This is a genomic window from Methylococcus sp. EFPC2 (assembly GCF_016925495.1).
Lineage (GTDB): Bacteria > Pseudomonadota > Gammaproteobacteria > Methylococcales > Methylococcaceae > EFPC2.
The window spans coordinates 2,699,604-2,721,384 of the sequence record NZ_CP070491.1 but is presented as its reverse complement, the minus strand read 5'-3'; the positions used below and the strand labels follow the sequence as shown (position 1 = coordinate 2,721,384).

General features: G+C 61.7%; 19 protein-coding genes. 12 read left to right on the top strand and 7 right to left on the bottom strand.

Translation table 11 applies throughout. The features are described 5' to 3' along the window. Nucleotides 1-3 precede the first annotated feature (3 nt). The 3 genes from pqqD (at nucleotide 4) to JWZ97_RS11490 (ending at nucleotide 2,308) form a co-directional block, all read left to right on the top strand. Nucleotides 4-276, top strand: a complete 273-nt coding sequence (gene pqqD / locus JWZ97_RS11500) for a pyrroloquinoline quinone biosynthesis peptide chaperone PqqD (protein ID WP_205429171.1) — start codon at nucleotides 4-6, stop codon at nucleotides 274-276. Then, nucleotides 248-1,390 carry a pyrroloquinoline quinone biosynthesis protein PqqE gene (pqqE, locus tag JWZ97_RS11495; RefSeq protein WP_240342326.1) on the top strand — a complete coding sequence of 381 codons (1,143 nt, stop codon included), beginning with the start codon at nucleotides 248-250 and terminating at the stop codon, nucleotides 1,388-1,390. The genes pqqD and pqqE overlap by 29 nt, the downstream gene beginning before the upstream one ends. 96 nt (nucleotides 1,391-1,486) lie before the next feature. Next, nucleotides 1,487-2,308, top strand: a complete 822-nt coding sequence (locus JWZ97_RS11490) for an inner membrane protein YpjD (protein ID WP_205429169.1) — start codon at nucleotides 1,487-1,489, stop codon at nucleotides 2,306-2,308. Nucleotides 2,309-2,354: 46 nt separating this feature from the next. On the opposite strand, the gene JWZ97_RS11485 is transcribed toward JWZ97_RS11490, so the two are convergent. From JWZ97_RS11485 to JWZ97_RS11460, 6 genes are all read right to left on the bottom strand, one after another. Next, a complete protein-coding gene (locus tag JWZ97_RS11485; protein ID WP_205429160.1) occupies nucleotides 2,355-2,681 on the bottom strand; it encodes a flagellar protein FliT in 327 nt (108 codons plus the stop codon). Beyond that, complete coding sequence (fliS, locus tag JWZ97_RS11480; RefSeq protein WP_205429159.1) at nucleotides 2,678-3,106, bottom strand: flagellar export chaperone FliS; 429 nt, start codon at nucleotides 3,104-3,106, stop codon at nucleotides 2,678-2,680. The genes JWZ97_RS11485 and fliS overlap by 4 nt, the downstream gene beginning before the upstream one ends. A 51-nt stretch (nucleotides 3,107-3,157) precedes the next feature. Next, complete coding sequence (fliD, locus tag JWZ97_RS11475; protein WP_205429157.1) at nucleotides 3,158-5,161, bottom strand: flagellar filament capping protein FliD; 2,004 nt, start codon at nucleotides 5,159-5,161, stop codon at nucleotides 3,158-3,160. Between the two features lie 50 nt (nucleotides 5,162-5,211). Then, complete coding sequence (locus JWZ97_RS11470; protein WP_205429149.1) at nucleotides 5,212-5,619, bottom strand: flagellar protein FlaG; 408 nt, start codon at nucleotides 5,617-5,619, stop codon at nucleotides 5,212-5,214. Nucleotides 5,620-5,682: 63 nt separating this feature from the next. After that, entirely contained in the window at nucleotides 5,683-7,149 is a 1,467-nt protein-coding gene (locus tag JWZ97_RS20245; RefSeq protein ID WP_205429147.1) for a flagellin, read from the bottom strand. 220 nt (nucleotides 7,150-7,369) lie between these two features. Then, a complete protein-coding gene (locus JWZ97_RS11460; RefSeq protein ID WP_205429145.1) occupies nucleotides 7,370-8,830 on the bottom strand; it encodes a flagellin in 1,461 nt (486 codons plus the stop codon). Nucleotides 8,831-9,579: 749 nt separating this feature from the next. Between JWZ97_RS11460 and JWZ97_RS11455 the strand changes: the two genes are divergently transcribed. Further along, nucleotides 9,580-10,206, top strand: coding sequence for a hypothetical protein (locus tag JWZ97_RS11455; RefSeq protein WP_205429143.1), 627 nt, complete (start codon nucleotides 9,580-9,582; stop codon nucleotides 10,204-10,206). Nucleotides 10,207-10,213: 7 nt separating this feature from the next. On the opposite strand, the gene JWZ97_RS11450 is transcribed toward JWZ97_RS11455, so the two are convergent. After that, nucleotides 10,214-10,441, bottom strand: a complete 228-nt coding sequence (locus JWZ97_RS11450) for a hypothetical protein (RefSeq protein WP_205429141.1) — start codon at nucleotides 10,439-10,441, stop codon at nucleotides 10,214-10,216. A gap of 85 nt (nucleotides 10,442-10,526) precedes the next feature. Between JWZ97_RS11450 and JWZ97_RS11445 the strand changes: the two genes are divergently transcribed. The 8 genes from JWZ97_RS11445 to guaD all read left to right on the top strand — a co-directional run bounded on the left by JWZ97_RS11445 (nucleotide 10,527) and on the right by guaD (nucleotide 21,763). Beyond that, nucleotides 10,527-11,117, top strand: coding sequence for a DUF2238 domain-containing protein (locus tag JWZ97_RS11445; protein ID WP_205429132.1), 591 nt, complete (start codon nucleotides 10,527-10,529; stop codon nucleotides 11,115-11,117). Between the two features lie 107 nt (nucleotides 11,118-11,224). Further along, nucleotides 11,225-12,502, top strand: a complete 1,278-nt coding sequence (locus JWZ97_RS11440; RefSeq protein ID WP_205429130.1) for a TolC family protein — start codon at nucleotides 11,225-11,227, stop codon at nucleotides 12,500-12,502. Then, entirely contained in the window at nucleotides 12,499-13,623 is a 1,125-nt protein-coding gene (locus tag JWZ97_RS11435; protein ID WP_205429127.1) for an efflux RND transporter periplasmic adaptor subunit, read from the top strand. The genes JWZ97_RS11440 and JWZ97_RS11435 overlap by 4 nt, the downstream gene beginning before the upstream one ends. Nucleotides 13,624-13,626: 3 nt before the next feature. Continuing rightward, nucleotides 13,627-16,734 (top strand): efflux RND transporter permease subunit, encoded by a 3,108-nt coding sequence (locus JWZ97_RS11430; RefSeq protein ID WP_205429125.1) that lies wholly within the window; start codon nucleotides 13,627-13,629, stop codon nucleotides 16,732-16,734. A 79-nt stretch (nucleotides 16,735-16,813) separates the two neighbouring features. After that, nucleotides 16,814-17,149, top strand: a complete 336-nt coding sequence (locus JWZ97_RS11425) for a P-II family nitrogen regulator (protein ID WP_205429123.1) — start codon at nucleotides 16,814-16,816, stop codon at nucleotides 17,147-17,149. Nucleotides 17,150-17,193: 44 nt separating this feature from the next. Further along, on the top strand, nucleotides 17,194-19,305 hold the full coding sequence (ovoA, locus tag JWZ97_RS20065; protein ID WP_240342325.1) for a 5-histidylcysteine sulfoxide synthase: 2,112 nt from the start codon (nucleotides 17,194-17,196) through the stop codon (nucleotides 19,303-19,305). Further along, nucleotides 19,302-20,471 carry a MalY/PatB family protein gene (locus JWZ97_RS11415; protein WP_205429121.1) on the top strand — a complete coding sequence of 390 codons (1,170 nt, stop codon included), beginning with the start codon at nucleotides 19,302-19,304 and terminating at the stop codon, nucleotides 20,469-20,471. Before ovoA ends, JWZ97_RS11415 begins: the two co-directional genes overlap by 4 nt. Then, entirely contained in the window at nucleotides 20,468-21,763 is a 1,296-nt protein-coding gene (gene guaD / locus JWZ97_RS11410; RefSeq protein WP_205429111.1) for a guanine deaminase, read from the top strand. Before JWZ97_RS11415 ends, guaD begins: the two co-directional genes overlap by 4 nt. Nucleotides 21,764-21,781: the final 18 nt, after the last annotated feature.

Genomic DNA, 21,781 nt, shown 5'->3' with positions numbered 1-21,781 from the left:
GCGATGAGCCTGGACCCTCTGAAAACCCTGGCTTTTTCGCCTTTGCACCGCTTGCAGTGGGAGGACGCCCAGCAAAAGCACGTGATCCTCTACCCGGAGGGCATGGTCGAGTTGAATCTGCCGTCCGCCGAAATCCTGAAGCTGTGCGATGGCGCGCACACGGCGGACGGCATCGTCGAGGAGCTGGAACGAAAATTCGAACAGTCGGGTCTGAAGAACGATATTTACGGCTTTCTGGAGGTTGCGCTTGGAAACGGCTGGATCAGGCAGTATTAGAATTACGCCCCCGCGCTGGTTGCTGGCGGAGCTGACCTACAGTTGCCCGCTCCAGTGCCCCTATTGTTCCAATCCCATCGATTTCGCCCGTCACAAGGACGAGTTGAGCACCGACGACTGGTTGCGGGTATTGTCTCAAGCCCGCGCCATGGGGGCCGTGCAACTGGGCTTTTCGGGCGGCGAACCGCTGACCCGGCCGGATCTGCCCGTCCTGGTCAGACACGCCCGCCAGCTCGGTTACTACAGCAACCTGATCTCGTCCGGCTACGGTATGACCGAGGACAAGATCGTCGAGTTGAAGGAAGCCGGCCTCGATCATATCCAGATCAGCATCCAGTCGCCGGACAAGGCGCTCAACGATCAGCTCGCCGGCACCGTCTCCTACGAGCACAAAAAGGAAGTCGCCCATTTGATCAAGAAGCACGGCTATCCCATGGTGCTGTGCGTGGTCATACACCGCCAAAACATCCACCAGATGCGCGACATTCTGGAAATGGCGATCGAGTTGGAGGCCGACTATCTGGAGTTGGCCAACACGCAATACTACGGCTGGGCTCATCTCAATCGCGACCGACTCATGCCGACCAAGGAGCAGTTCGAAACGGCTGAGGCCATCGCCCAGGAGTACAAGGAAAAGCTGCAAGGCAGGATGAAGATTTACTACGTGGTACCAGATTTCTTCGAGGATCGCCCGAAGGCCTGCATGAACGGCTGGGGCACCACCTTCCTGACCATCGCCCCGGACGGTACCGCCTTACCCTGCCATTCGGCCCGCGAATTACCGGGCTTGAACTGCCCCAACGTGCGAGAGTTCAGCGTCAGCGACATTTGGTTGCACTCGGAAGCTTTCAACAAGTTCCGCGGCTACGACTGGATGAAGGAGCCGTGCCGCTCCTGTCCCGAGAAGGTCAAGGACTTCGGCGGGTGCCGCTGCCAGGCTTATTTGCTGACCGGGGACATGACAAATACCGATCCGGTCTGTAGTCTTTCACCGCAGCGCGACCGGGTGTTGGAGGCCATCGCCTCGGCCCGCGCAGCGGCGGAGGATAACTCCGCCGAGCCGGTGCCTTTGGTTTTCCGCAACCCGAAGAATTCCAAGGCATTGAGTTCTTAGCCCCCCAGTGGTGTGACGGCCGTATTCGCGTTCGGCAGGGGGTATCACTCGAACCAACGGTTGCTTCATTTCGCTTGCGAGGGCAAGCTCCGTATCATGAATCCCTTATATTTCGGCTGGTCCGCCGTAGTGGCTTATATCGCCGCGACGTTTGTTCTGGTGCGTTCCTCGCGTACCGACTTCATCCTGATGCCCTCATCCCTGGGCAAGCGCTTGCCCCTGCTGGCTTTGGGGTGGGTGGCGGCCGGTCTGCATCTGTCCAGTCTGCTCGGAATGTGCGACCGGGCAGGTGCGGTCAATTTCAGTTTTATGAGCGCGTCGTCGCTCGCGGCCCTCGGCATCGTCCTGCTGTTTCTGCTGACGGCCTTGGTTCGGCCGGTAGACAAACTGGGTGTGATTATTTTTCCGCTGGCCAGCGCGATTGCGCTGCTCAAAATCGTCTTGCCGGAAGAAGCGCACACGCTCAAGGTCCACGCCTGGCAGATGAACGTACATATCTTGGCATCGATGCTGGCCTACAGTTTCTTGAATATCGCCGCGCTCCAGGCCTTGCTGGTGGCATTCCAGGATTGGAACTTGCATCGGCATCACGCCACAGGTTTCGTCAAATCGCTCCCGCCCTTGCAGACCATGGAAAAGTTGCTGTTCCAACTGATCGGAGCGGGGTTTCTGTTGCTCAGCTTGTCATTGCTGAGTGGCTTCGTCTTTCTGGAAGATCTGTTCGCTCAGCATCTGGTGCACAAGACCGTGCTTTCCATTACCGCATGGCTGATATTTGCCGTCGTCTTGTGGGGGAGATTCCAGCGGGGCTGGCGCGGGCAGACCGCGATCCGTTGGACCTTGGGGGGGTTTGCGGCTCTGATGCTGGCTTATTTCGGCACCAAGATGGTTTTGGAGTGGATACTGCACAAGGCGTAAAGGGAACTCTGTCGCCTGCTCGTCCGGCCGCGGGACTAGATGCGGATCATTCTTCCCCGGAAATAGTGGAATAGGCGGATTGCGCTTTTTGTGCTTTCCTGAATGAGGACAGCTCTTTGGCGATCAGGTTGCGGTGCTGAATACTCAGATTCAATAAACGGTTATTACCCGCCTGAATTTCCCGCAGAATATCAATCCATTCGGCAGTAATAGTTGAAGTATCCTCCAATCCCGAAAAGAGCGCGACGATCATAGCGTCACGCTCCTGGAGTTTGCCTTGGAGGACGTCCCACTCGCCTCGTGCGGCCAGGTCCAGCAGCTCTTTGCCGAGCGCCAGCGCACGTTCGGCGAGCGCTGTTCTGTCAGGTGTCATGCTCGCAGGCCCATGGTCGCAGGCGCTTCATGCTTATTGGCCACTTCGCGTATGGCCGCCCAAGCTTGTTCGATTTCCCTGACCAAACCGCTGACTTCGTCGATAGATTCCGGCATGTTTTGGGTGCTGGCTGCCAGCAGACACTTGACGATATAGTCGTATAGGGCGTCCAGGTTTTCCGCAAGTTCGCCGCCTTTTTCCTTATCGAGACAGGCTTGCAGGTAAGCCACTATGTCTATGGCTTTGCCGATAGCCTCGCCTTTTTTTCCCCAGTCTTGTCTCAGCATGGCGCCTTTGGCGATGGCCAATCTTTCCTGCAGACCGCCAAATAGCATCGTAATCAGGGTATGGGGATCGGCATAAGCCGCACCGGCGTCGATGGTGGTTTGTCTGTATTCATTCAGTGCATGGCGCGACGGACTCATGATCGTTCTCCGGGTTCTGTGTTCCTTCCAGTCATCTTAGCGGCGTTGGGCTTAGTTACTTGAGTTGCTGTTGGGCAGGTTACTCAGTTGTTGCGCAAGATAACTCCCCGTGGACTGAAGCTGTCCGACCAGCGAATCCATGGCGGTGAATTGCTTGATCAAACGCCTCTGCAACTGGCTCATCCGTTCCGCCAGTTTGTCCCGGTCGCTCTGGATGCGGTCCAGATCCTTCTGCAAGCCGTTGAGACGTGCGCTCACCGAGCCGTTCGTATTCAAAATACTGCCCAAGGCTTTGTCCAGCCGCTCGGTGAGCCCCCTGGAGAAACTCACGGCTCCTTTATCGCCGGCCGTATTGTCGCCGATAAGCAGTTTGAGACCGCTCGCGTCGCCACTGATGGCGGATAATTGCTGACCCTTGCCTTCCGCCTCGAGTCCGCCGATTGTCCCGGCGATGTCGCTTCCCGCTGTACTGCCCGAACCTACGGTGAGCCCTAGGGCCGAATTAGCCTGGGTAACCGACACATTCGAACTCGACCCGAAGCTTTTGGAAGTGATGACCAAATGGTTGCCAGCGTCCAAGGCGACGCTGACCGATACGTTCGCGGTTCGTAGCTTGCTGTCGCCATTGATGCGGGCTTGGATTTCCGTCGCCAGGGCGTCACCATTCGCATAAGTGTTTGGCGTTAAGGCGATGGGGTCGGAATTCACGCCATCGACGCTGATGCTGAAAGTGTTATCGTTGCCGGCACCCGTAAGCACCAAGGGAAATGGCGCGGCCAGGGCATTTCCGGTTAAAAAGCCTTGTGTCGCGGCATGGGTCACATTGACGGCATAGCTTCCGGTTTTGGTGGCGCTGGTGGCGTCGGTGTATTGAACGCCGGTATTGCCGGGCCTGCCGAGCACCGCGAAGACTGCCGCCACACTATCCCGATCGGTCGAGACGGCCTGCTTCAGCTTTGTGGTGTCCAGGCTCAAGGTACCGTCGGCCTGAGTGCGCAGGCCGATATCGACCAGGCTCCTGATGGATCCTGTCAAGCCGGAGACCGGCTGGGTCAACTGCGAGCGCACCATGGCCATGGCACCTTGCACCACGGAATCACCGAGCAGGGGGCCGGCCGTTTTGGTCGCCGCGTTGTAGCTCGCGACACTCTTCACCGCGGCGTACAAGTCGTTGTAGCTTTTGACAAAGTCTTGCAATGGCTTGGTGAAGCTATCGGCGCTCCCCTGGCTTATATCGACATTGACCAGGGTTTGGGTGTTGGGAGCCTCGGCCTTCAGCAAATTCAGAGTCACGCCTTTCAGTGCATTGCTCACCGTATTGCTGGTGCTGTGCACATCCAATCCGTTGATGCTGACGATGGCATCCTTAGCCGCCTGGGTTTGCGTCATCGTGTCTCCGGCAACTGTGCCGGAAGTGTATTGAAGACCCGCAATGCCCGTGATCTGCATGGCGTTCTTGACGCCGCCGTCCTCCGAGTTAAGCACCAACTGATAGCCGGAGCCGTTATAGACGATGGCGGCGCTAATGCCCGCATCGGCCTTGTTGATCGCATCCCTGATTCCGCTCAAGGTGTTATTCGAGCTGTCGATCGTGAGCGACAGGGTTCCCTTGTCGGGGTTCTGGACGAAGGTGGGGGACGGTTCGGTCTGATAGGTGCCTAACTTGATGGTCAGGGTCCCCGTGCCCACCGGCGCATTAACGGTAGCGAACGGGGTGCTGGCAACGGCATGGCCTTGCGCCAACTGCTTGACTTCGAGCCGGTAATTGCCGAGATCGGCATTGCTGTCGGCCGTTACCGTCACGGAGCTGGTATCGCTGGACGTCGCGGTGCGCTGATTGGTATTGCCGAGTTTGGAGAGCCCCGCCAGGCTGCTGCGAAAGTCCGCAAGCGCACCCTTGATGGTGCCGAACGCAGTGAGTTTTGCCTGGTCGGCGGCCTCCCTTTTGTTCAACTTTTGGGTAACGGGCGCCTGTTCGGCATTCACCAGGTTGGTGACCAGGCTATTGATGTCGATGCCCGATCCCAAGCCCATCGATGATATGACGCTGGCCATGACGCACCTCGTTCATTTGCTGTTAAAACCGCTAGGGAGAAAGGCTGGGGCTAGGCTTTCTCCTCGAATAAAAGTCCCTTGAATTTATCAATCTGCTTGGCAATCGTCAGCATGTTTTCCGGGGGAATCTGCCTTATTACCTGGTCGGTGTCTGCGTCCTTGATCTGTACCACCGTGCGTCCGCTGTCCTCGTCCACGGTGAAGACCAGCGTCCTGCGCACCATCTGCAGGAATTTGTTCATGTCCTTGACCGCATCGGCCACCTGTTGCTGATCCGGCTTTCCACCAAGCTGAGCAGGGTCGGATGATTCGGCATTCGTTGCGGCTGATGCGGCAGCTTGTCCAGCGGCGTTGATAACAGTGCCGCCGGTTTCAAGTCCGGGCTGAGGAACTGCGGTCCGCTGCAAGAAAGTCGTATTGGGCGGCAGATTACCGTTAATCACATTCGCGGTAGTCATAAAACCCTCCTAATCACAGAGACGCGGCGGCGAAAAGCTCGCCGCCGCAAGGGGGTTTATGTATTAGCGCAGGAGCGTCAATACATTCTGGGTCGCCGCATTGGCCTGGGATAGCATGGCGGTGCCGGCCTGCTGCAATATCTGCGTGCGGCTCAGTTCCGCCGTTTCCGCCGCGAAGTCGGTATCCTGGATACGGCTGCGCGCCGCGCTGACGTTTTCCGAGGTGGTCTGCATGCTGCTGATCGCCGAACCGAAGCGGTTGGTGATGGCACCCAGGGTGGCGCGCAGGTCGTCGATGAATTGCAGCGCGCCGTCGATCACCTTCAAGGCGGTATTGGCGCCCGATTGGGTGCCCACCGAGATGGAGCTCACCGAGGACAGCGTACTCGGCACGCTGGCTGCGCCCAGCACCGTGTTGGTGGCGTCGTCACTCGTTACGGTGAATCCACTCGGTGCGCTGAATTCGACCTTGCCGCCCACCACTATGCTATCGGTATTTACGCCGCCGCCGCCGGTGAGTGTAGTGCCAGCCACGCTCACCGTTTTGGTCGCGCCGGTGTTATCAAAGTCCTGAATCTTGATGTCGTAACCGGAGGACTGGGTGAGGGTGATGGACGCCTTGTCGGCGCTCAGTGCGGCGGTGATGCCGGTCGCTCCGGTCTTGTCGTTGATGGCGCTCGCGAGGCTGCCCAGATCGGTAGTGCTGGCCACCGCGACGCTGATGCTGGCGTTGCTTTCACCGGACAGGGTGAAGCTGACCGTTCCGGCACTACCCAGCGAGGCTATGGTGGCTGTGGTGGTGGCGCTGGCGGTGACGCCGGTGGTCGTCGAGACATTGTTGACCGCATCGGCGATGCCCTTGGCGGTGGAACCGGCGGTGATGGTGGTGTTGGGTATGGTCGCGCTGCCCGAGGGGCCGCTGACGGTCAGGGCCTGGGCCGCAACACCGTTGCCTCCGGCGATGGTTGTCGCGGCTGTCAAGGCGGTGCCCACATTGGTTTTGGACGCCGCCGCGTTGGAGCCGATCTGCGTGCCCTTGGCGCTGGCGATGGACACGCTGATGGTCTGGTTGGCGTAAGCGCCCACCTGGAACTGCTGGTTGGTGAAGGTGCCGTCGATGACGTTCTTGCCGTTGAACTGGGTTTGTTCGACGACGCGGTTGATTTCCGCCTGCAGCTGGGAGACTTCCTTCTGGATGGAGGCGCGGTCGCTGGCGGTGTTGGTGTCGTTGGCCGCCTGCACGGAAAGCTCGCGCATGCGTTGCAGGCTGCTGGTGATTTCGCCCAGCGCGCCTTCGGCCGTCTGCGCGACGGAAATGCCGTCGTTGGCGTTGCGGGTCGCCTGGGTGAGGCCCTTGATCTGAGAGGTCATGCGGTCCGCGATGGCGAGGCCGGCTGCGTCGTCCTTGGCGCTGTTGATGCGCAAGCCCGAGGAAAGCCGCTGCATTGCCGTTTGCTGAGCCATGCCCGATTTGAATAACTGGCGTTGCGCGTTAAGGGAGGAAACATTGGTGTTGATGACTTGTGCCATGACACATCTCCTTGGATAGCTACAGGTTTAAGGTTTACGAACCGGTGATTCCGCATCACTCGATTTGGTCTCGAACCCTGTATCGGTACGGCGACGTGGAACTTTAGCGGCATCCGGCCCCGCAGTCCCATCGGTCTTGCAGCCTCCTAGGTAGGCGCGAGTGGAAACAGGCCATGGCGCGATCGCCATGACCTGTTATGAGTCCCGGCTCCTGCCTTTATTACTTCAACAGCGAGAGTACATTCTGGAGAGACGCGTTTGCCTGGGACAGCATGGCGGTGCCGGCTTGCTGCAATATCTGCGTGCGGCTCAGTTCCGCCGTTTCCGCAGCGAAATCGGCGTCCTGGATGCGGCTGCGCGCCGCGCTGACGTTCTCCGAGGTCGACTGCAAACTGCTGATGGCCGAACTAAAGCGGTTGGTGACCGCGCCCAGGGTGGCGCGCAGGTCGTCGATGAATTGCAGCGCGCCGTCGATGATCTTCAGGGCCGAGTTGGCGCCCGACTGGGTGCCCACCGAGATGGAACTCACCGAGGACAACGAACTCGACACGCTGGCCGCGCCCAGCACCGTGTTGGTGGCGTCGTCACTCGTCACGGAAAAGGCACTCGGTCCACTGAATTCGACCTGGCCGCCCACCACCAGGCTGTCGGTGCCTGCGCCGCCGGTGAGTGTAGTGCCAGCCACGCTCACCGTTTTGGTCGCGCCGGTGTTATTGAAGTCCTGAATCTTGATGTCGTAACCGGAGGACTGGGTGAGAGTGATCGACGCCTTGTCGGCGCTCAGCGCGGCGGTGATGCCGGTCGCTCCGGTCTTGTCGTTGATGGCGCTCGCGAGGCTGCCCAGGTCGGTATTGCTGGCCACCGCGACGCTGATTGCAGCGCTGCTTTCACCGTACAGGGTGAAGCTGACCGTTCCGGCACTACCCAGCGAGGCTATGGTGGCCGTGGTGGTGGCGCTGGCGGTGACGCCGGTGCTCGGGGAGACGTTGTTGACCGCATCGGCGATGCCCTTGGCGGTGGAACCGGCGGTGATGGTGGTGTTGGGTATGGTCGCGCTGCCCGAGGGGCCGCTGACGGTCAGGGCCTGGGCCACCACATTATTGCCTCCGCTGACGTCGGCCGCGGCCGTCAAGAGGCCGCCCACATGAGCGGTCGAGTTCGCCGTATTGGAGCCGATCTGCGTGCCCTTGGCGCTGCCGATGGAGACGCTGATGGTCTGGTTGGCATAAGCGCCCACCTGGAACTGCTGGTTGGTGAAGGTGCCGTCGATGACGTTCTTGCCGTTGAACTGGGTTTGTTCGACGACGCGGTTGATTTCCGCCTGCAGCTGGGAGACTTCCTTCTGGATGGAGGCGCGGTCGCTGGCGGTGTTGGTGTCGTTGGCCGCCTGCACGGAGAGTTCGCGCATGCGTTGCAGCGAGTTGGTGATTTCGCCCAGCGCGCCTTCTGCCACCTGCGAGACGGAAATGCCGTCGTTGGCGTTACGAGCGGCCTGGGTCACGCCTCTGATCTGAGAGGTCATGCGATCGGCGATGGCTAAACCGGCCGCGTCGTCCTTGGCACTGTTGATGCGCAAGCCCGAAGAAAGCCGTTGCATGGCCGTTTGCTGACCCATGCTCGACTTGTACAAATTCCGTTGCGCGTTGATCGACGCGATATTGGTATTGATGACTTGCGCCATGACACATCTCCTAACAGTGGATTTGATTTCTTTGTGCCGGAGACGCGCTCAACACCCGATCGCCTCATAGGCGGAACTGGAGCATCGGGGTGACCACGGGATACTCATCGCCCGGCAGTCTCGCTGACCATCCATCCAACAAGCGTGCCATTTTGCGAAAGTCAAGAGCCGCGCGGCTTGCAGCGATTCGGCGCCTTCAACAGGGCCGGAATGCAGCCCTTTCGACGGCAAAATATTGCCGCCCCTGACTGCAAGAGCGGGAAAACCGACGGCAAGGGGCAGGTTGGGCAGGCTACGGTCGACGGAGAACACTCAGCCGAGCGATCGCACCTTCAAAGGCTTTGCGGACTCGTGCGGGGAGTTTGATAGGGCTCATTGCATTCCAGCTTCTTCCGGCGTCTTAATGGTTCGGGCTTGAGCCATTCCAGCGGAGGGCGCTAAGCCGATAAGCTTTGTCGAGCCGGTCGAAAGGCGGAGTGGGTGAGATCCTCGGCGTCGGCGCCCGTTTCACGTCGCGTAGACGATTGGCCGTGGATGGCGCGCGGTGTAGCCGTCAATTTATTGGCGATCTCGCCTGATGTGCGATCAGCCTTGCATTCGGTAAGCAAACTCGTGGAATCCGGCCCGGATTGCGGAATTCTCAGCTAGGGAAGCGGCACAGGATGTGCTGATAAAAATTTGTATACAAATTTTCCCGGCATAAGGGCTTAACACCCGCGTGCCGCTCACCCTTACCGGAGGATCGTGCCATGTCGTCTCAAGTCGAATCGGACCGCGCTTCATCCACCGCTCTGCAGGCCGCGCGCGATGTGCGGGATTATTTTAAGCAAACCGTTACGCATGCCATCGTTCATCAACGGGTCGAGGCGTCGGAAGAAGCGGCGTTTTATCTGGTCGAGTTACTCGCCCAGTTCACGCGCTCCGATGCACTATTCGAGTGCACCGCCGATGGCGTGGGCATCAAACCCTTGGCCTTGTGCTATGCCGATGCGGTTCAGGCGGAAAGTCGCAGCGTACGCCATCAGGCACTGAAGCGCCTGGGCGACGTAGCCCTGATGGTCGCGGGCATGTTTTCCGCCAGCCTCACCCGCAAGGTGGTGGGCATGGACTATTACATCGCCATGGGCGGCAGCGCTTATGCCTTCCTCTCGGAAAGCCTGGGCGGCGCGCCCGCGCGGGTGTTCGGCGAGTTGGCGGCGAAGTTTCAGCCCTTCGTCGACGTGTTGGGCGAAGTGAGCGATCAGACCAGTCTGCGCGCGCCGCAAGACGTGCTACGGATCTACGATAACTGGACTCGCACCGGCAGTCGGCGCGCCGCGGCGCAACTGCGCCGGCTGGGCATAGAACCGGCCATCGGCTCCATCCGGCCGATGTGATTCCAGCCTATTTCTGCTGGCGCCAGCGGTGATGGACCTTCCCGTCGTCGCAGCGCCAGCCTCCCCGGTTGCTGCCGGATTCTACGCCCACGTCGATGCAATGGTGGGCGGCTTTGAACGCCTCCCAATCCTCGTCGGCCTCATGTACGCCGAGCAATAGATAAGCGACGACGGCCGCGGCCGCGATCAACGAGGCCGCGACGGCTTTTTCCATGATCGAGAATGTCGGCAACATGAGCGCACTCCAAACTGACGGGCGCTACAATCGTCGCGCCGGTTTTAGCGGTTTGTCGAGAAAAAATCAGCGGGGAAAGGCTGGAATGAACAGAACTTGGGTGGCCTTGTTTTTCGGCGTATTGCTGTGGTCGGGGCTGAGTCCTCACGACTACCTGACCTGGTTTCTGGAAGTGTTGCCGGCGCTGATCGGCTTCGTACTATTGGCTGCGACCCGGCGGAGTTTTCCGCTGACTCCTCTGGCCTACTGGCTGATTCTGTTCGAATGCCTGGTCCTCATGGTCGGCGGGCATTACACCTATGCCCACGTTCCGGTCTTCGAGTGGATCAACGGCTATTTCGACCATGGCCGCAACAACTTCGACAAATTCGCGCATTTCTTCCAGGGATTCGTGCCCGCGATCGCGGTGCGTGAGGTGCTGCTGCGTTTTTCGGCGGTGAATGGCCGGGGCTGGTTGTTCTTTCTGGTGAGTTGCGTGTGCCTGGCGGTCAGCGCTTTCTACGAAATGATCGAATGGTGGGTGGCCGTCGTCGCAGGCGGCAGTTCGGAGGCCTTTCTCGGCACCCAGGGTTATGCCTGGGATACCCAGAGCGACATGGCGCTGGCTCTGTTGGGATCCATGCTGGCCCAGTTGGGCTTGAGGCGGTTGCACGACGCGCAACTCGCTCGATTGTAAGCCTGAGAGGTTGTCAGGTCTTTGAAAGGTGGCGGTAGTAAGATCGGGCTCCTATATAACATTTGAATCGCTTAAATCCTATAATCAAGAATGGTTGGGAATATCTAATGAAGGAACTCGCGGGAAAACCGTCCCGTACTCTCAGGCATCGAATATCAGTTTTTTGCCTGTCCCTGGTTTTGTCGGGATGGGGAGTGGTCAGGGCCGAGCCTCTGACCCTCGTTCAGACCCTGGGCTTGCTGGAAGGCAAGAACCCGGCGTTGGCCGGAGCGGAGGCCCGGCGGGAGTCGGCACAGGCCGCCCTGGTCACCGCCAAGGCTTATCCGAATCCGGAAATCGAGGTCGGCGGCGGTTCGTCGACCGGCATAGGGCAGGGCGCCCTGAACGGCGACAACGAATTGCTCTATCTGTCCCAGCCCCTGGATCTTCCCTTCGTGCGCGAGGCCCGGCGCAAGGTCGCCGACGCCGGCATCGTCTCGGCCGATGAGGCCAACCGCGCAGTCTGGCTGGCGGTTCGCGCCCAGGCCCGGCTGGCGTTCTACGACATACTCCGGCGCCAGGCGGAACTGGCGCTGGCCGAGGACAACGAACGCCTGCTGGGTGCGATCCGCGACAAGGTCAAACTCAAGGTGGAGATCGGCGAGGCCGCCCGCTACGAGACGGTGAAGGCCGATGCGGAATGGTTGAACGCGGTGAAGCTGCGAGAAAGCGCAGGCGTGCGGGTGGATGATGCGAAATCGGCCTTGCGCGCCCTGTTCGGTTCCGCGCTGCCGGCGCAGTTCGACGCCGTCGGCGAGTTGCCCGAAGCGCCCGTCAGCCTGCCCGGCCTCGAAACCCTGCGCGAGACGGTGCTGAGCACCCAGCCGGCCCTGCATTACGCCCGCGCCGAGGTGGAAAAAGCCCAAGCCAAACTGCGCCTGGAAGAAAAGCTGCGCTACCCGCAACTGACTTTGAGGGCGGGCGCGGAGCGCGATCCTGGCCTGGAACAATACCGTATCGGCTTCTCCCTGCCTTTGCCTCTGTGGAACCAGCGCCAGGGGCCCATAGGAGAAGCCCAGGCCGATCTGAAGCAGTCCGAAGCTCAGGCCAGCCAGCAGGAGCTGACGGTCTTGCGCGAACTGGAAAATGCCTACAACCGTTACCGCATCGCCCATCGCCAGGTGGAAACCTTCGAATCCGGCCTGATGAAACAGGCGGAGAATGCCTTGAAGGTGGCCGAAGCGGCTTACCGTCTGGGGGAGCGGGGCATACTCGATTATTTGGACGCCCAGCGCACCTACCGTTCGGTGCGCAACGACTATCTCAACGCCCGTTTCGACCGCCAGGGCGCCTTGATCGACCTGGAGCGGCTCACCGCCGCGGATTTGAAGGATAAACAACCATGACGGTGTTCCGTATTACGCGTTTGGCCGCCGTGTTGGTCGGCATTTCGCTCTTAAACCTGCCTGATGCTGTCGCTGAAACGCCCCGCACGGTCGATGCGACGCCAGCCTTGTCGGGCTTGATCAAGATACAGGCCATAGGCCAGGCCGAGGTGCGCGATTCGCTGCGCCTGCCCGCCCGCGTGGAACTGGACCAAAAACGGGTGGCGCGCATCGGCGCCACGGTCAGCGGGCGCCTCACCGACATCCGGGCCTTTCTCGGCCAGCCCGTACGCAAGGGCGACGTGTTGGCCATGCTCAACAGCACCGAGCTGGGTATGGCGCAATCGGACTATCTGAAGGCGTGTTCCCAGGTGAATCTGCGCCGCCTGGCGGTGCAGCGTGCCCGCCGCCTGCTGGAGAGCGACGTGATCGCCGCCGCCGAATTGCAGGAGCGCGAGGGTGTGTTGAACGAAGCCGAGGTGGATATGCACGCGGCGGAGGATCGGCTCCGCGTGCTGGGCATGTCGGAAGGCGACCTGAAGCGGCTGGCCCGGGAGCGCACCCTGCGCTCCTACTCGCCCGTGACGGCCAGCATCGACGGAGTGGTCATCGAACGCAACGTCAACCTGGGCCAGGTGACCCAGCCGTCGGACGCGCTCTACACCGTCGCCGATCTTTCCCATGTCTGGCTGGTGGCCGAGGTGCCCGAACAGCAGGCGCAATGGGCCCACACCGGCGACGAGGCGGAAGCCGAGATCCCGGCCCTGCCGGGGCAGAATGTGCGCGGCAAGCTGATCTACGTGGCCGACATCGTCGATCCCGAGACGCGGACCGTCACCGTGCGCATGGACATACCCAACCCGGTGCGCTCACTCAAGCCGCAAATGCTGGCGACCTTGTTGATTCAAAAGCAGGGCGCCCAGACCCTGGTCGTGCCGGACGGCGCGGTGGTGCGGGAAGAAGACAAGGACTACGTCTTCGTGGAAATCGCGCCGCAAAAATTCGCCCTGCGCGCGGTTCGCTTGGGCGAGGCGGAAGGCTCGCAGCGCCCCGTGCTGGATGGCCTCAAGGCCGGCGAGCGGGTGGTGGTGGCGGGCGCCTTTCATTTGAACAATGAAAGGCTGCGCAAGGAGCTGGAGTAGACCATGATCGAAGGATTGATACGCGGGGCGATGCAGCAGCGCATCGTCGTCGTGGTACTCGCGCTGGGTTTGATTGCATTCGGCATACGCGCGCTCGGCCACTTGTCGGTCGACGCCTTCCCCGACGTGACCAACGTGCAGGTACAGATCGCCGCCGAAGCGACCGGCCGTTCGCCCGACGAAGTCGAACGCCTGATAACGGTGCCGCTGGAAATCGCCATGACCGGCTTGCCGGGCTTGACCGAGATGCGCTCGCTGAACAAGAACGGGCTGTCCATCATCACCCTGGTGTTCACCGACGAAACGGACGTTTATTTCGCCCGCCAACTGGTCATGGAGCGCCTGCTGGAAGTCCAGCAGCGCATGCCGGAAGGCGTGACCCCCATCCTGGGGCCGGTATCCACCGGATTGGGCGAGGTGTATCAGTACACGCTGGACCGGGACGACGACGGCCAGCGCGCGCTGACGCCGGAAGAATTGCAGAAGCGGCGCGAGGTGCAGGACTGGGTGGTGCGTCCTCTGCTGCGCGGCATATCCGGCGTGGCGGAAATCAACTCCCAGGGCGGTTACGTCAAGCAATACCAGGTGCTGGTCAATCCGGACCGGCTGCATCATTACCGCATCGCCCTGGCCGACGTCTTTAACGCGCTGGCCCGCAACAACGCCAACAGCGGCGGCGGTGTGCTACCGCATTATGCCGAACAATACCTCATCCGCGGGGTCGGCCTGATCCGCGACCTGGAAGACATCGGCAACATCGTGCTCAAGGAGGAGGAAAGCGTGCCGGTTCACATCCACGATGTGGCCGAGGTCAAGATCGGTCACGAGGTAAGGGTCGGCGCGGTGATCAAGAACGGCTATACGGAATCGGTCGGCGGCATCGTGATGATGCTGCGCGGCGGCAACGCCAAGGAAGTGGTCAGCCGCATCAAGGCCCGCGTGGCCGAGATCAACGACAAGGGCATGCTGCCAGACGACCTCAAGATCGTGCCCTACTACGACCGCAGCGAACTGGTGGATGCCGCCTTGCACACCGTCACCAAGGTGCTGATCGAAGGTATCGTGCTGGTGGTGGTCGTCCTGTTCCTGTTCCTGGGCGACGTGCGCTCCAGCCTGATCGTCGTCGGCACTCTGATCGTCACGCCCCTGGTCACCTTCATCGTGATGAACCAGTTGGGCATTTCGGCCAACCTCATGTCGCTGGGCGGCCTGGCCATCGCCATCGGCCTGATGGTGGACGGTTCGGTCGTGGTGGTGGAAAACGCCTTCCGCCTGCTGGGCGAGCGCCGGGGGCGGGCGACCAGCCGGCTGCGCGTGGTGATGGCGGCGGCCGAGGAAGTCGCCACGCCCGTATTGTTCGGCGTCGGCATCATCATCCTGGTCTTCCTGCCGCTGATGACCCTGCAAGGCATGGAAGGCAAGATGTTCGCCCCGCTGGCCTACACCATCGCTATCGCCCTGCTGGTCTCGCTGATTTTGTCGCTGACCTTGTCGCCGGTGTTGTGCTCCTACCTGCTGGTGGGGCAGAGCGGGGAGCACGACACCCGCATCATCGCCGCCCTCAAGCGGCCGTATCTGGCCTTGCTGGACTGGGCCATGGGCAACGGTATCAAGGTGGTGGGCGGCGCGGTAGGCCTGTTCGTCGGCGCCGCGGTTCTGCTGCCCTTCCTCGGCAGCTCCTTCATCCCGGAAATGAAGGAAGGCTCGGTCGTCCCCGCCATCAACCGCATGCCCAACATCTCCCTGGAGGAGGGAATCAAGATGGAAATGGACGCCATGAAGATGGTGATGGACATTCCCGGTGTGCGCATGGCCGTCACCAACATAGGCCGCGGCGAAAGCCCGGCCGACACCCAGGGCCAGAACGAGTCCACGCCCATCGTGACCTTGAAGCCGCGCGAGGAATGGCCGGCCGGCTGGAACCAGGACACCATCGCCGATGCCATGCGCGACAAGCTGGTGGCCGGATTGCCCGGCGTGCAGCTGGTCATGGCTCAGCCCATCTCCGACCGGGTCGACGAACTGGTGACCGGCGTGCGCTCCGACGTGGCGGTCAAGGTGTTCGGCGACGATCTGGAAGAGCTCAAGCGCTCCGCCAACGAAATCGCCAAGGTCGCCGGCGGTGTGCGGGGCGCGCAGGACATCCGCGTGGAGCGGGTGACCGGCCAGCAATATCTGAACATCACCATCGATCGCCAGGCCATCGCCCGCCACGGTTTCAACGCCGCGGACGTGCACGAGGTCATCGAAACCGCCATAGGCGGCAAGCAAGCCACGGAAATCTATGAAGGCGAGCGGCGCTTTTCGGCGGCGGTGAGGCTGCCGGAGGGATTCCGCGACAGCATCGAAAAGATCGACGGTATCATGCTCACCTCGCCCAACGGCGCCCGCGTGCCGCTGGGCGATCTGGCCAAGATCACCCTCAACGACGGTCCCGCGCAGGTCAGCCGGGAAATGGCCAAGCGCCGCATCGTGGTCGGCATCAACGTGCGCGACCGCGACCTGGGCGGATTCGTCGCCGAGTTGCAAGAAGTCGTGGCCGGCAAGGTCGAACTGCCGGACGGCTACTACCTGGAATGGGGCGGGCAGTTCCAGAACATGGAGCGCGCCCTGGGCCATTTGCAGATCATCATCCCCATCACCATAGGCGCGATCTTCTTCCTGCTGTTCATGCTGTTCAACTCGCTGCGTTTCGCCGGCCTCATCATCCTGGTGCTGCCTTTCGCCTCCATCGGCGGGGTGGTGGCCTTGTTCGTCACCGGCGAATATCTGTCGGTGCCGGCATCGGTCGGATTCATCGCCTTGTGGGGCATCGCGGTGCTCAACGGCGTGGTGCTGGTGTCCTATATCCGCACGCTGCGGGACGATGGCATGGGCCAGGCCGAAGCCGTGCGCCGAGGCTGCGAGCAGCGTTTCCGCCCGGTGATGATGACCGCCACGGTGGCCCTGCTGGGCCTGGTGCCCTTTTTGTTCGCCACCGGCCCCGGCTCCGAGGTGCAGCGGCCCTTGGCCATCGTGGTCATCGGCGGCCTGATCACCTCCACCCTGCTGACCCTGGTCGTGTTGCCGACCTTGTACGGTTGGTTCGAGGAAAAGCGGGTGGAAGCTTGAGTTCAAAATATGCAGGTCGGGTTAGCCGTGTTTCGCGGCGTAACCCGACCAGCCTGATGCCATCGGATGAGCACCTGTCATGAAAGTAATCAAAGCCGTCATACAACCCCATAAGCTGGAACTGGTCCGCGAGGCCTTGACCGCCGTGCCGGAGTTTCCGGGCATGACCATCAGCCGTGTCGATGGCTGCGGTCCGGCGCTGGACAAGGAAGGGCACGATCAGGACGTGCGCGAACAGCTCACCGATTTTTCCCATAAGGTCCGGCTGGAGATACTCGCGCCGGACGAAATAGCCGGCAAACTGGCCGAACTGATCCATAGGGTCGCGCATACCGGACAAACCGGCGACGGTATCGTCTGGATCACGGCGGTGGAAAGTTTTGAGCGTATACGCTTCCCGGTGGCCGGTTCGTGATGAGATGATCGGTATACACCGATAACCATTATGGTTGGAACTGCATGCCAGAACCGCTTTTTCCCCGTACGCCCCGGCTGGCCGGGTGTGAAGCTGAAACGCTCCGCCGCACGCTCAGAAACTACTTCCACGCCACCTTCGATCGTTACGAGCAATTGTTCGACAGCTTGCAGGGGGATGAGGCCTATTACCGCAAGCCCATCCCGTTACGGCACCCGCTGATTTTTTATTTCGGCCACACGGCCACCTTTTTCGTCAACAAGTTCATGCTCGCCGGCTTGACCGGTAGTCGCATCGACCCGCGACTGGAATCCCTGTTCGCCGTCGGCGTCGACGAGATGAGTTGGGACGATTTGAACGAAGCCCATTACGACTGGCCGGCGGTCGAAGCGGTGCGCGACTATCGCCGCCAGGTGCGCGCCATGGTGGACGAAGTCATCGCCACGGCACCGCTGGAACTGCCGCTGGACTGGAACAACCCCTGGTGGGCCGTGCTCATGGGCATCGAACACGAGCGCATCCACCTGGAGACGTCCTCGGTCCTGATACGCCAGCACGAACTCCGCCATGTTCGCCCGCACCCCGCCTGGGAGCCTTGCCGCGAGAGCGGAGCGGCGCCGCAAAACACTTGGGCCGAGATTCCGGCCGGCACGGTGAAGCCGGGTAAGGAGCGGGGTGATCCCCGCTACGGCTGGGACAACGAATACGGCCGGCATGAGACCGAGCTGCCGGCTTTCCGTGTGTCCCGATACCTCGTCTCCAATCGCGAGTTCGAAGGCTTCGTGGAAGCCGGCGGCTATGCCGACGACGGTTGGTGGGATGAGGAGGGCTGGGCCTGGCGCCGCTACACCCAGGCCGAACATCCCACGTTCTGGATACCGGCCGTCGGCGGCTGGAAGCTGCGCCTGATGCTGGAAGAGGTCGACATGCCCTGGGACTGGCCGGTGGAGGTCAATTACCACGAGGCCAAGGCGTTCTGTAACTGGAAGCAGGCGCAGACCGGCCTGCCGGTCCGTCTGCCGACGGAAGACGAGTGGTACCGCTTGTACGATTTCGCCGGTTTGCAGGAAGTGCCCGAAGATCAGGCCGCTCCGGCCAACCTCCATCTGGACCACTGGGCATCCTCCTGTCCCGTGACGCGTTTTCCGCAGGGCGAGCTTTACGATGTGGTCGGCAACGTATGGCAATGGACGGAAACGCCCATTTATCCGTTCGAGGGCTTCGAAGTCCATCCGCTCTACGACGATTTCACCGCGCCCACTTACGACGGACGGCATAACCTGTTCAAAGGCGGCTCCTGGATCTCGTCCGGCAACGAGGCCTTGCGCGCCGCGCGCTATGCCTTCCGCCGGCATTTCTTCCAGCATGCCGGCTTTCGCTATGTCGAAGCCGAAGCGCCGGCGGAACGGCCGTCCTCGCATTACGAAACGGACAAGCTGCTGTCGGAATACGCCGAATTCCATTACGGCGACGAGTATTTCGGCGTGGCCAATTTTTGCCAGACTCTGGCCGAACTGGCCATCGCCGCGATGGGCGACAGGCCCGCACGCAAGGCCCTGGATCTGGGCTGCGCGGCGGGACGGGCGAGTTTCGAACTGGCCCGGCATTTCGCTCATGTCACCGGCATCGACTTCTCCGCCCGCTTCATCGGTTTGGGGGTACACATCGCCGAGCAAGGCAGGCTGCGCTACACCCTGGCCAACGAAGGCGAACTGGTGTCCTACAAGGAGCGCAGCCTGGCCGATCTGGGATTGGAAGATGTGCGCCACAAGGTCGAGTTCTGGCAGGGCGACGCCTGCAACCTCAAGCCGATCTTCACCGGTTACGATTTGATACTCGCGGCCAACCTGATAGACCGGTTGTACAGCCCGCGGAAATTCCTCGCCGCCGTGCACGAGCGCCTCAATCCCGGCGGTTTGCTGCTCATCGCCTCGCCCTACACCTGGCTGGAAGAGCACACGGTCCGCGAGGAATGGCTGGGTGGCTACAAGAAGGACGGCGAGAGCTACACCACCCTCGACGGCCTGAAGGAAGTGCTAAGCGAGCATTTCAATCTGGTTCGCGGGCCGCTGGAAGTCCCCTTCGTCATCCGCGAGACCCGGCACAAGTTCCAGCATTCTCTATCCGAAGTGACCATTTGGGAAAAACGACCATGAGTTTCGATTTCGACACGCCTATCCCCCGCGAGGGCACCGATACTTCCAAATACGGCGCCCGCCAGGCGATCTTCGGCACCGAAGACGTGATTCCGCTCTGGGTAGCCGACATGGATTTCGCCGCGCCGGGTTATGTCACCGCCGCGGTCAAGGCCAGGGCCGAACATCCGATCTACGGCTACACCGAATATCCGCCCCGCCTGGCCGACAGCCTGATCGCCTGGCTGCGCGGGCGGCACGGCTGGGTCGTCGAGCGCGAATGGATCGTCTACACGCCGGGCGTGGTGACGGGACTCTTCGCCGCGGCCACGGCTTATGCCCAGGCGGGGGAGGGCGTCATCGTCCAGTCGCCGGTCTACCATCCCTTCTTCTCGGCGGTGACAGTGACCGGGCGCAAACTGTTGCTCAATCCGCTGATACGTGTAGGCGAGCGCTACCGCTTCGACCTGGAAAGCTTGGAACAACTGGCCGCGCAAGGCGCGCGCGTGCTGTTCCTGTGTTCGCCGCACAATCCGGTCGGGCGGGTATGGACGCGCGACGAGCTGAGCGAAGTGCTGGCCATCGCCCGCCGCTACGGGCTCACGGTGCTGTCGGACGAAATCTGGGCCGACCTGGTTTACCCAGGCCACAAGCACACTCCGCTTGGCCTGCTGGCCGGGGAAAACGATGCCGTCATCACAGCCGTCGCCCCCAGCAAGACCTTCAACATCCCGGGCCTGGGTCTGTCCGCCTTCATCGTCCCCGATGCCGGGCGACGCGCCGCCTTCGTCCACACACTGGAAAGTTTGCATGTCGAGGCGAGAAATCCGTTCGGCATCGCGGCCTTCGAGGCGGCCTACAGCGGCGGCACGGACTGGCTGGACGCCTTGCTGGCTTACCTGGCCGGCAACCGCGATTTCGTCGTCGACTATCTGGCCCGCCATGTGCCGGCCATCAAGGTGGTCCCGCCGGAAGGCACTTATTTGCTGTGGCTGGATTGCCGCGAACTGGGCATGAACGATGCCTCGCTCAAGCGCTTCTTCATAGAACAAGCCAGGGTCGGCCTCAGTCCCGGCGTACTGTTCGGCGCGGCCGGCAGCGGCTACATGCGCCTCAACATCGGCGCTCCGCGCGCGACCATCGCCGAGGCGCTGGAACGCATCGCCCGCGCGCTGCACGGGCGATGACGGGTATCGTCCATCTCGGTATCGTCGCCCATCTTCGTGGCGATCCGTTTCGTTCCGCATCGGCGCTGGAGATCATCGAAGACGGCGCGCTTTGGGTGGACGGAACGGGGCGCATCGTCAAAACGGGGCCGCGTGCGGCCATCCTGGCCGAGGCCGATGCTATTGAACGCGTCAATCACGGCTCGGCCTGGCTGTTGCCGGGGCTGGTCGATGCCCATGTGCATTTCCCCCAGTTTTATGCGACGGCGTCTTACGGCCGGGATCTGCTGGACTGGCTGGAGCGGTCGATCTTCCCGGCCGAAATAGCTCTGGCCGACGAAGTTTTGGCGACCGAGGTTGCGGAGCGCTTCGTTGCCCGGCTACTGGCCGCCGGCACCGCCACGGCCATGGTGTTCGGCTCGCAATTCCTGCCGGCCAATCTGGCCCTGTTCGAAGCCGCCGAATCGGCCGGCCTGCGCCTGATCGCCGGCATGACGATGATGGATCGAGGCGGGCCGGAGGCCCTGCTCAAATCGCCGGGCGAGGCGCGCGAGCAGTGCCTAGCCCTGCTCGACTACTGCCGCGGCCGTCCGCGCCTGCACTACGCCATCACGCCGCGTTTTGCGCTGTCGTGCAGCGAAGCCATGCTGGAGCTCTGCGGCGACTTGCTGCGGGAATACCCCGAGGCTTATCTTCAGACCCACATCAACGAGAGTCAGGGCGAGCTGGACGCCGTGGCCCGGCTGTTCCCGCAGGAGGCGGACTATCTGGCGGTGTACGAGCGCTTCGGGCTGGTCACGCCGCGCACGGTGCTGGCTCACGACATACACGTGAGCGACGGGCAACTCGCCCGCATGGCCCATGCCGGCTGCGCCGTCTGCCATTGTCCTTCCAGCAATTTTTATCTTGGCAGCGGGCTGTTCCCGCTCGCGCGCCATTTGCGGCATCGCATACCGGTCGCGCTCGGCACCGATATCGGTGCCGGTACCCATGGCTCGATCTGGCGGGAAGCCGGTGAAAGTTACAAGGTCCAGCAGCTTCAGGGCTTAACGCTCGACGCCGCGCAACTGCTGTATTTGGCCACCCTGGGTGGCGCTGCGGCGCTGCGGCTGGATCATGAGACCGGAAACTTCGCTCCGGGGAAGAGTGCCGACTTGTTCGTGCTGGATCCCGGGGCCAGTCCGTATCTCAGCGAGCGGCTGCGCCGCTGCGAGTGCTTGGAGGACCAGCTTTTTTGCCTGCTGCATCTGGCCGGCGAGGCGGAAGTCGCGGCGAGCTGGGTTGGGGGCGTAAGGGCTTGCGGCCGCGTATGAGCGGCGCTGTCAAGACAA

What these genes read in the sequence shown, in the direction of transcription:
- JWZ97_RS11415 (WP_205429121.1), top strand. Translation starts at nt 19,302, where the DNA reads ATGAGTTTCGATTTCGACACGCCTATCCCCCGCGAGGGCACCGATACT.
- JWZ97_RS11460 (WP_205429145.1), bottom strand. Translation starts at nt 8,830, where the DNA reads ATGGCGCAAGTCATCAATACCAATATCGCGTCGATCAACGCGCAACGG.
- JWZ97_RS11485 (WP_205429160.1), bottom strand. Translation starts at nt 2,681, where the DNA reads ATGACACCTGACAGAACAGCGCTCGCCGAACGTGCGCTGGCGCTCGGC.
- JWZ97_RS11425 (WP_205429123.1), top strand. Translation starts at nt 16,814, where the DNA reads ATGAAAGTAATCAAAGCCGTCATACAACCCCATAAGCTGGAACTGGTC.
- JWZ97_RS11445 (WP_205429132.1), top strand. Translation starts at nt 10,527, where the DNA reads ATGAACAGAACTTGGGTGGCCTTGTTTTTCGGCGTATTGCTGTGGTCG.
- guaD (WP_205429111.1), top strand. Translation starts at nt 20,468, where the DNA reads ATGACGGGTATCGTCCATCTCGGTATCGTCGCCCATCTTCGTGGCGAT.
- JWZ97_RS11435 (WP_205429127.1), top strand. Translation starts at nt 12,499, where the DNA reads ATGACGGTGTTCCGTATTACGCGTTTGGCCGCCGTGTTGGTCGGCATT.
- JWZ97_RS11490 (WP_205429169.1), top strand. Translation starts at nt 1,487, where the DNA reads ATGAATCCCTTATATTTCGGCTGGTCCGCCGTAGTGGCTTATATCGCC.
- ovoA (WP_240342325.1), top strand. Translation starts at nt 17,194, where the DNA reads ATGCCAGAACCGCTTTTTCCCCGTACGCCCCGGCTGGCCGGGTGTGAA.
- JWZ97_RS11455 (WP_205429143.1), top strand. Translation starts at nt 9,580, where the DNA reads ATGTCGTCTCAAGTCGAATCGGACCGCGCTTCATCCACCGCTCTGCAG.
- JWZ97_RS11430 (WP_205429125.1), top strand. Translation starts at nt 13,627, where the DNA reads ATGATCGAAGGATTGATACGCGGGGCGATGCAGCAGCGCATCGTCGTC.
- pqqD (WP_205429171.1), top strand. Translation starts at nt 4, where the DNA reads ATGAGCCTGGACCCTCTGAAAACCCTGGCTTTTTCGCCTTTGCACCGC.
- JWZ97_RS11450 (WP_205429141.1), bottom strand. Translation starts at nt 10,441, where the DNA reads ATGTTGCCGACATTCTCGATCATGGAAAAAGCCGTCGCGGCCTCGTTG.
- JWZ97_RS20245 (WP_205429147.1), bottom strand. Translation starts at nt 7,149, where the DNA reads ATGGCACAAGTCATCAACACCAATGTTTCCTCCCTTAACGCGCAACGC.
- JWZ97_RS11470 (WP_205429149.1), bottom strand. Translation starts at nt 5,619, where the DNA reads ATGACTACCGCGAATGTGATTAACGGTAATCTGCCGCCCAATACGACT.
- fliS (WP_205429159.1), bottom strand. Translation starts at nt 3,106, where the DNA reads ATGAGTCCGTCGCGCCATGCACTGAATGAATACAGACAAACCACCATC.
- JWZ97_RS11440 (WP_205429130.1), top strand. Translation starts at nt 11,225, where the DNA reads ATGAAGGAACTCGCGGGAAAACCGTCCCGTACTCTCAGGCATCGAATA.
- fliD (WP_205429157.1), bottom strand. Translation starts at nt 5,161, where the DNA reads ATGGCCAGCGTCATATCATCGATGGGCTTGGGATCGGGCATCGACATC.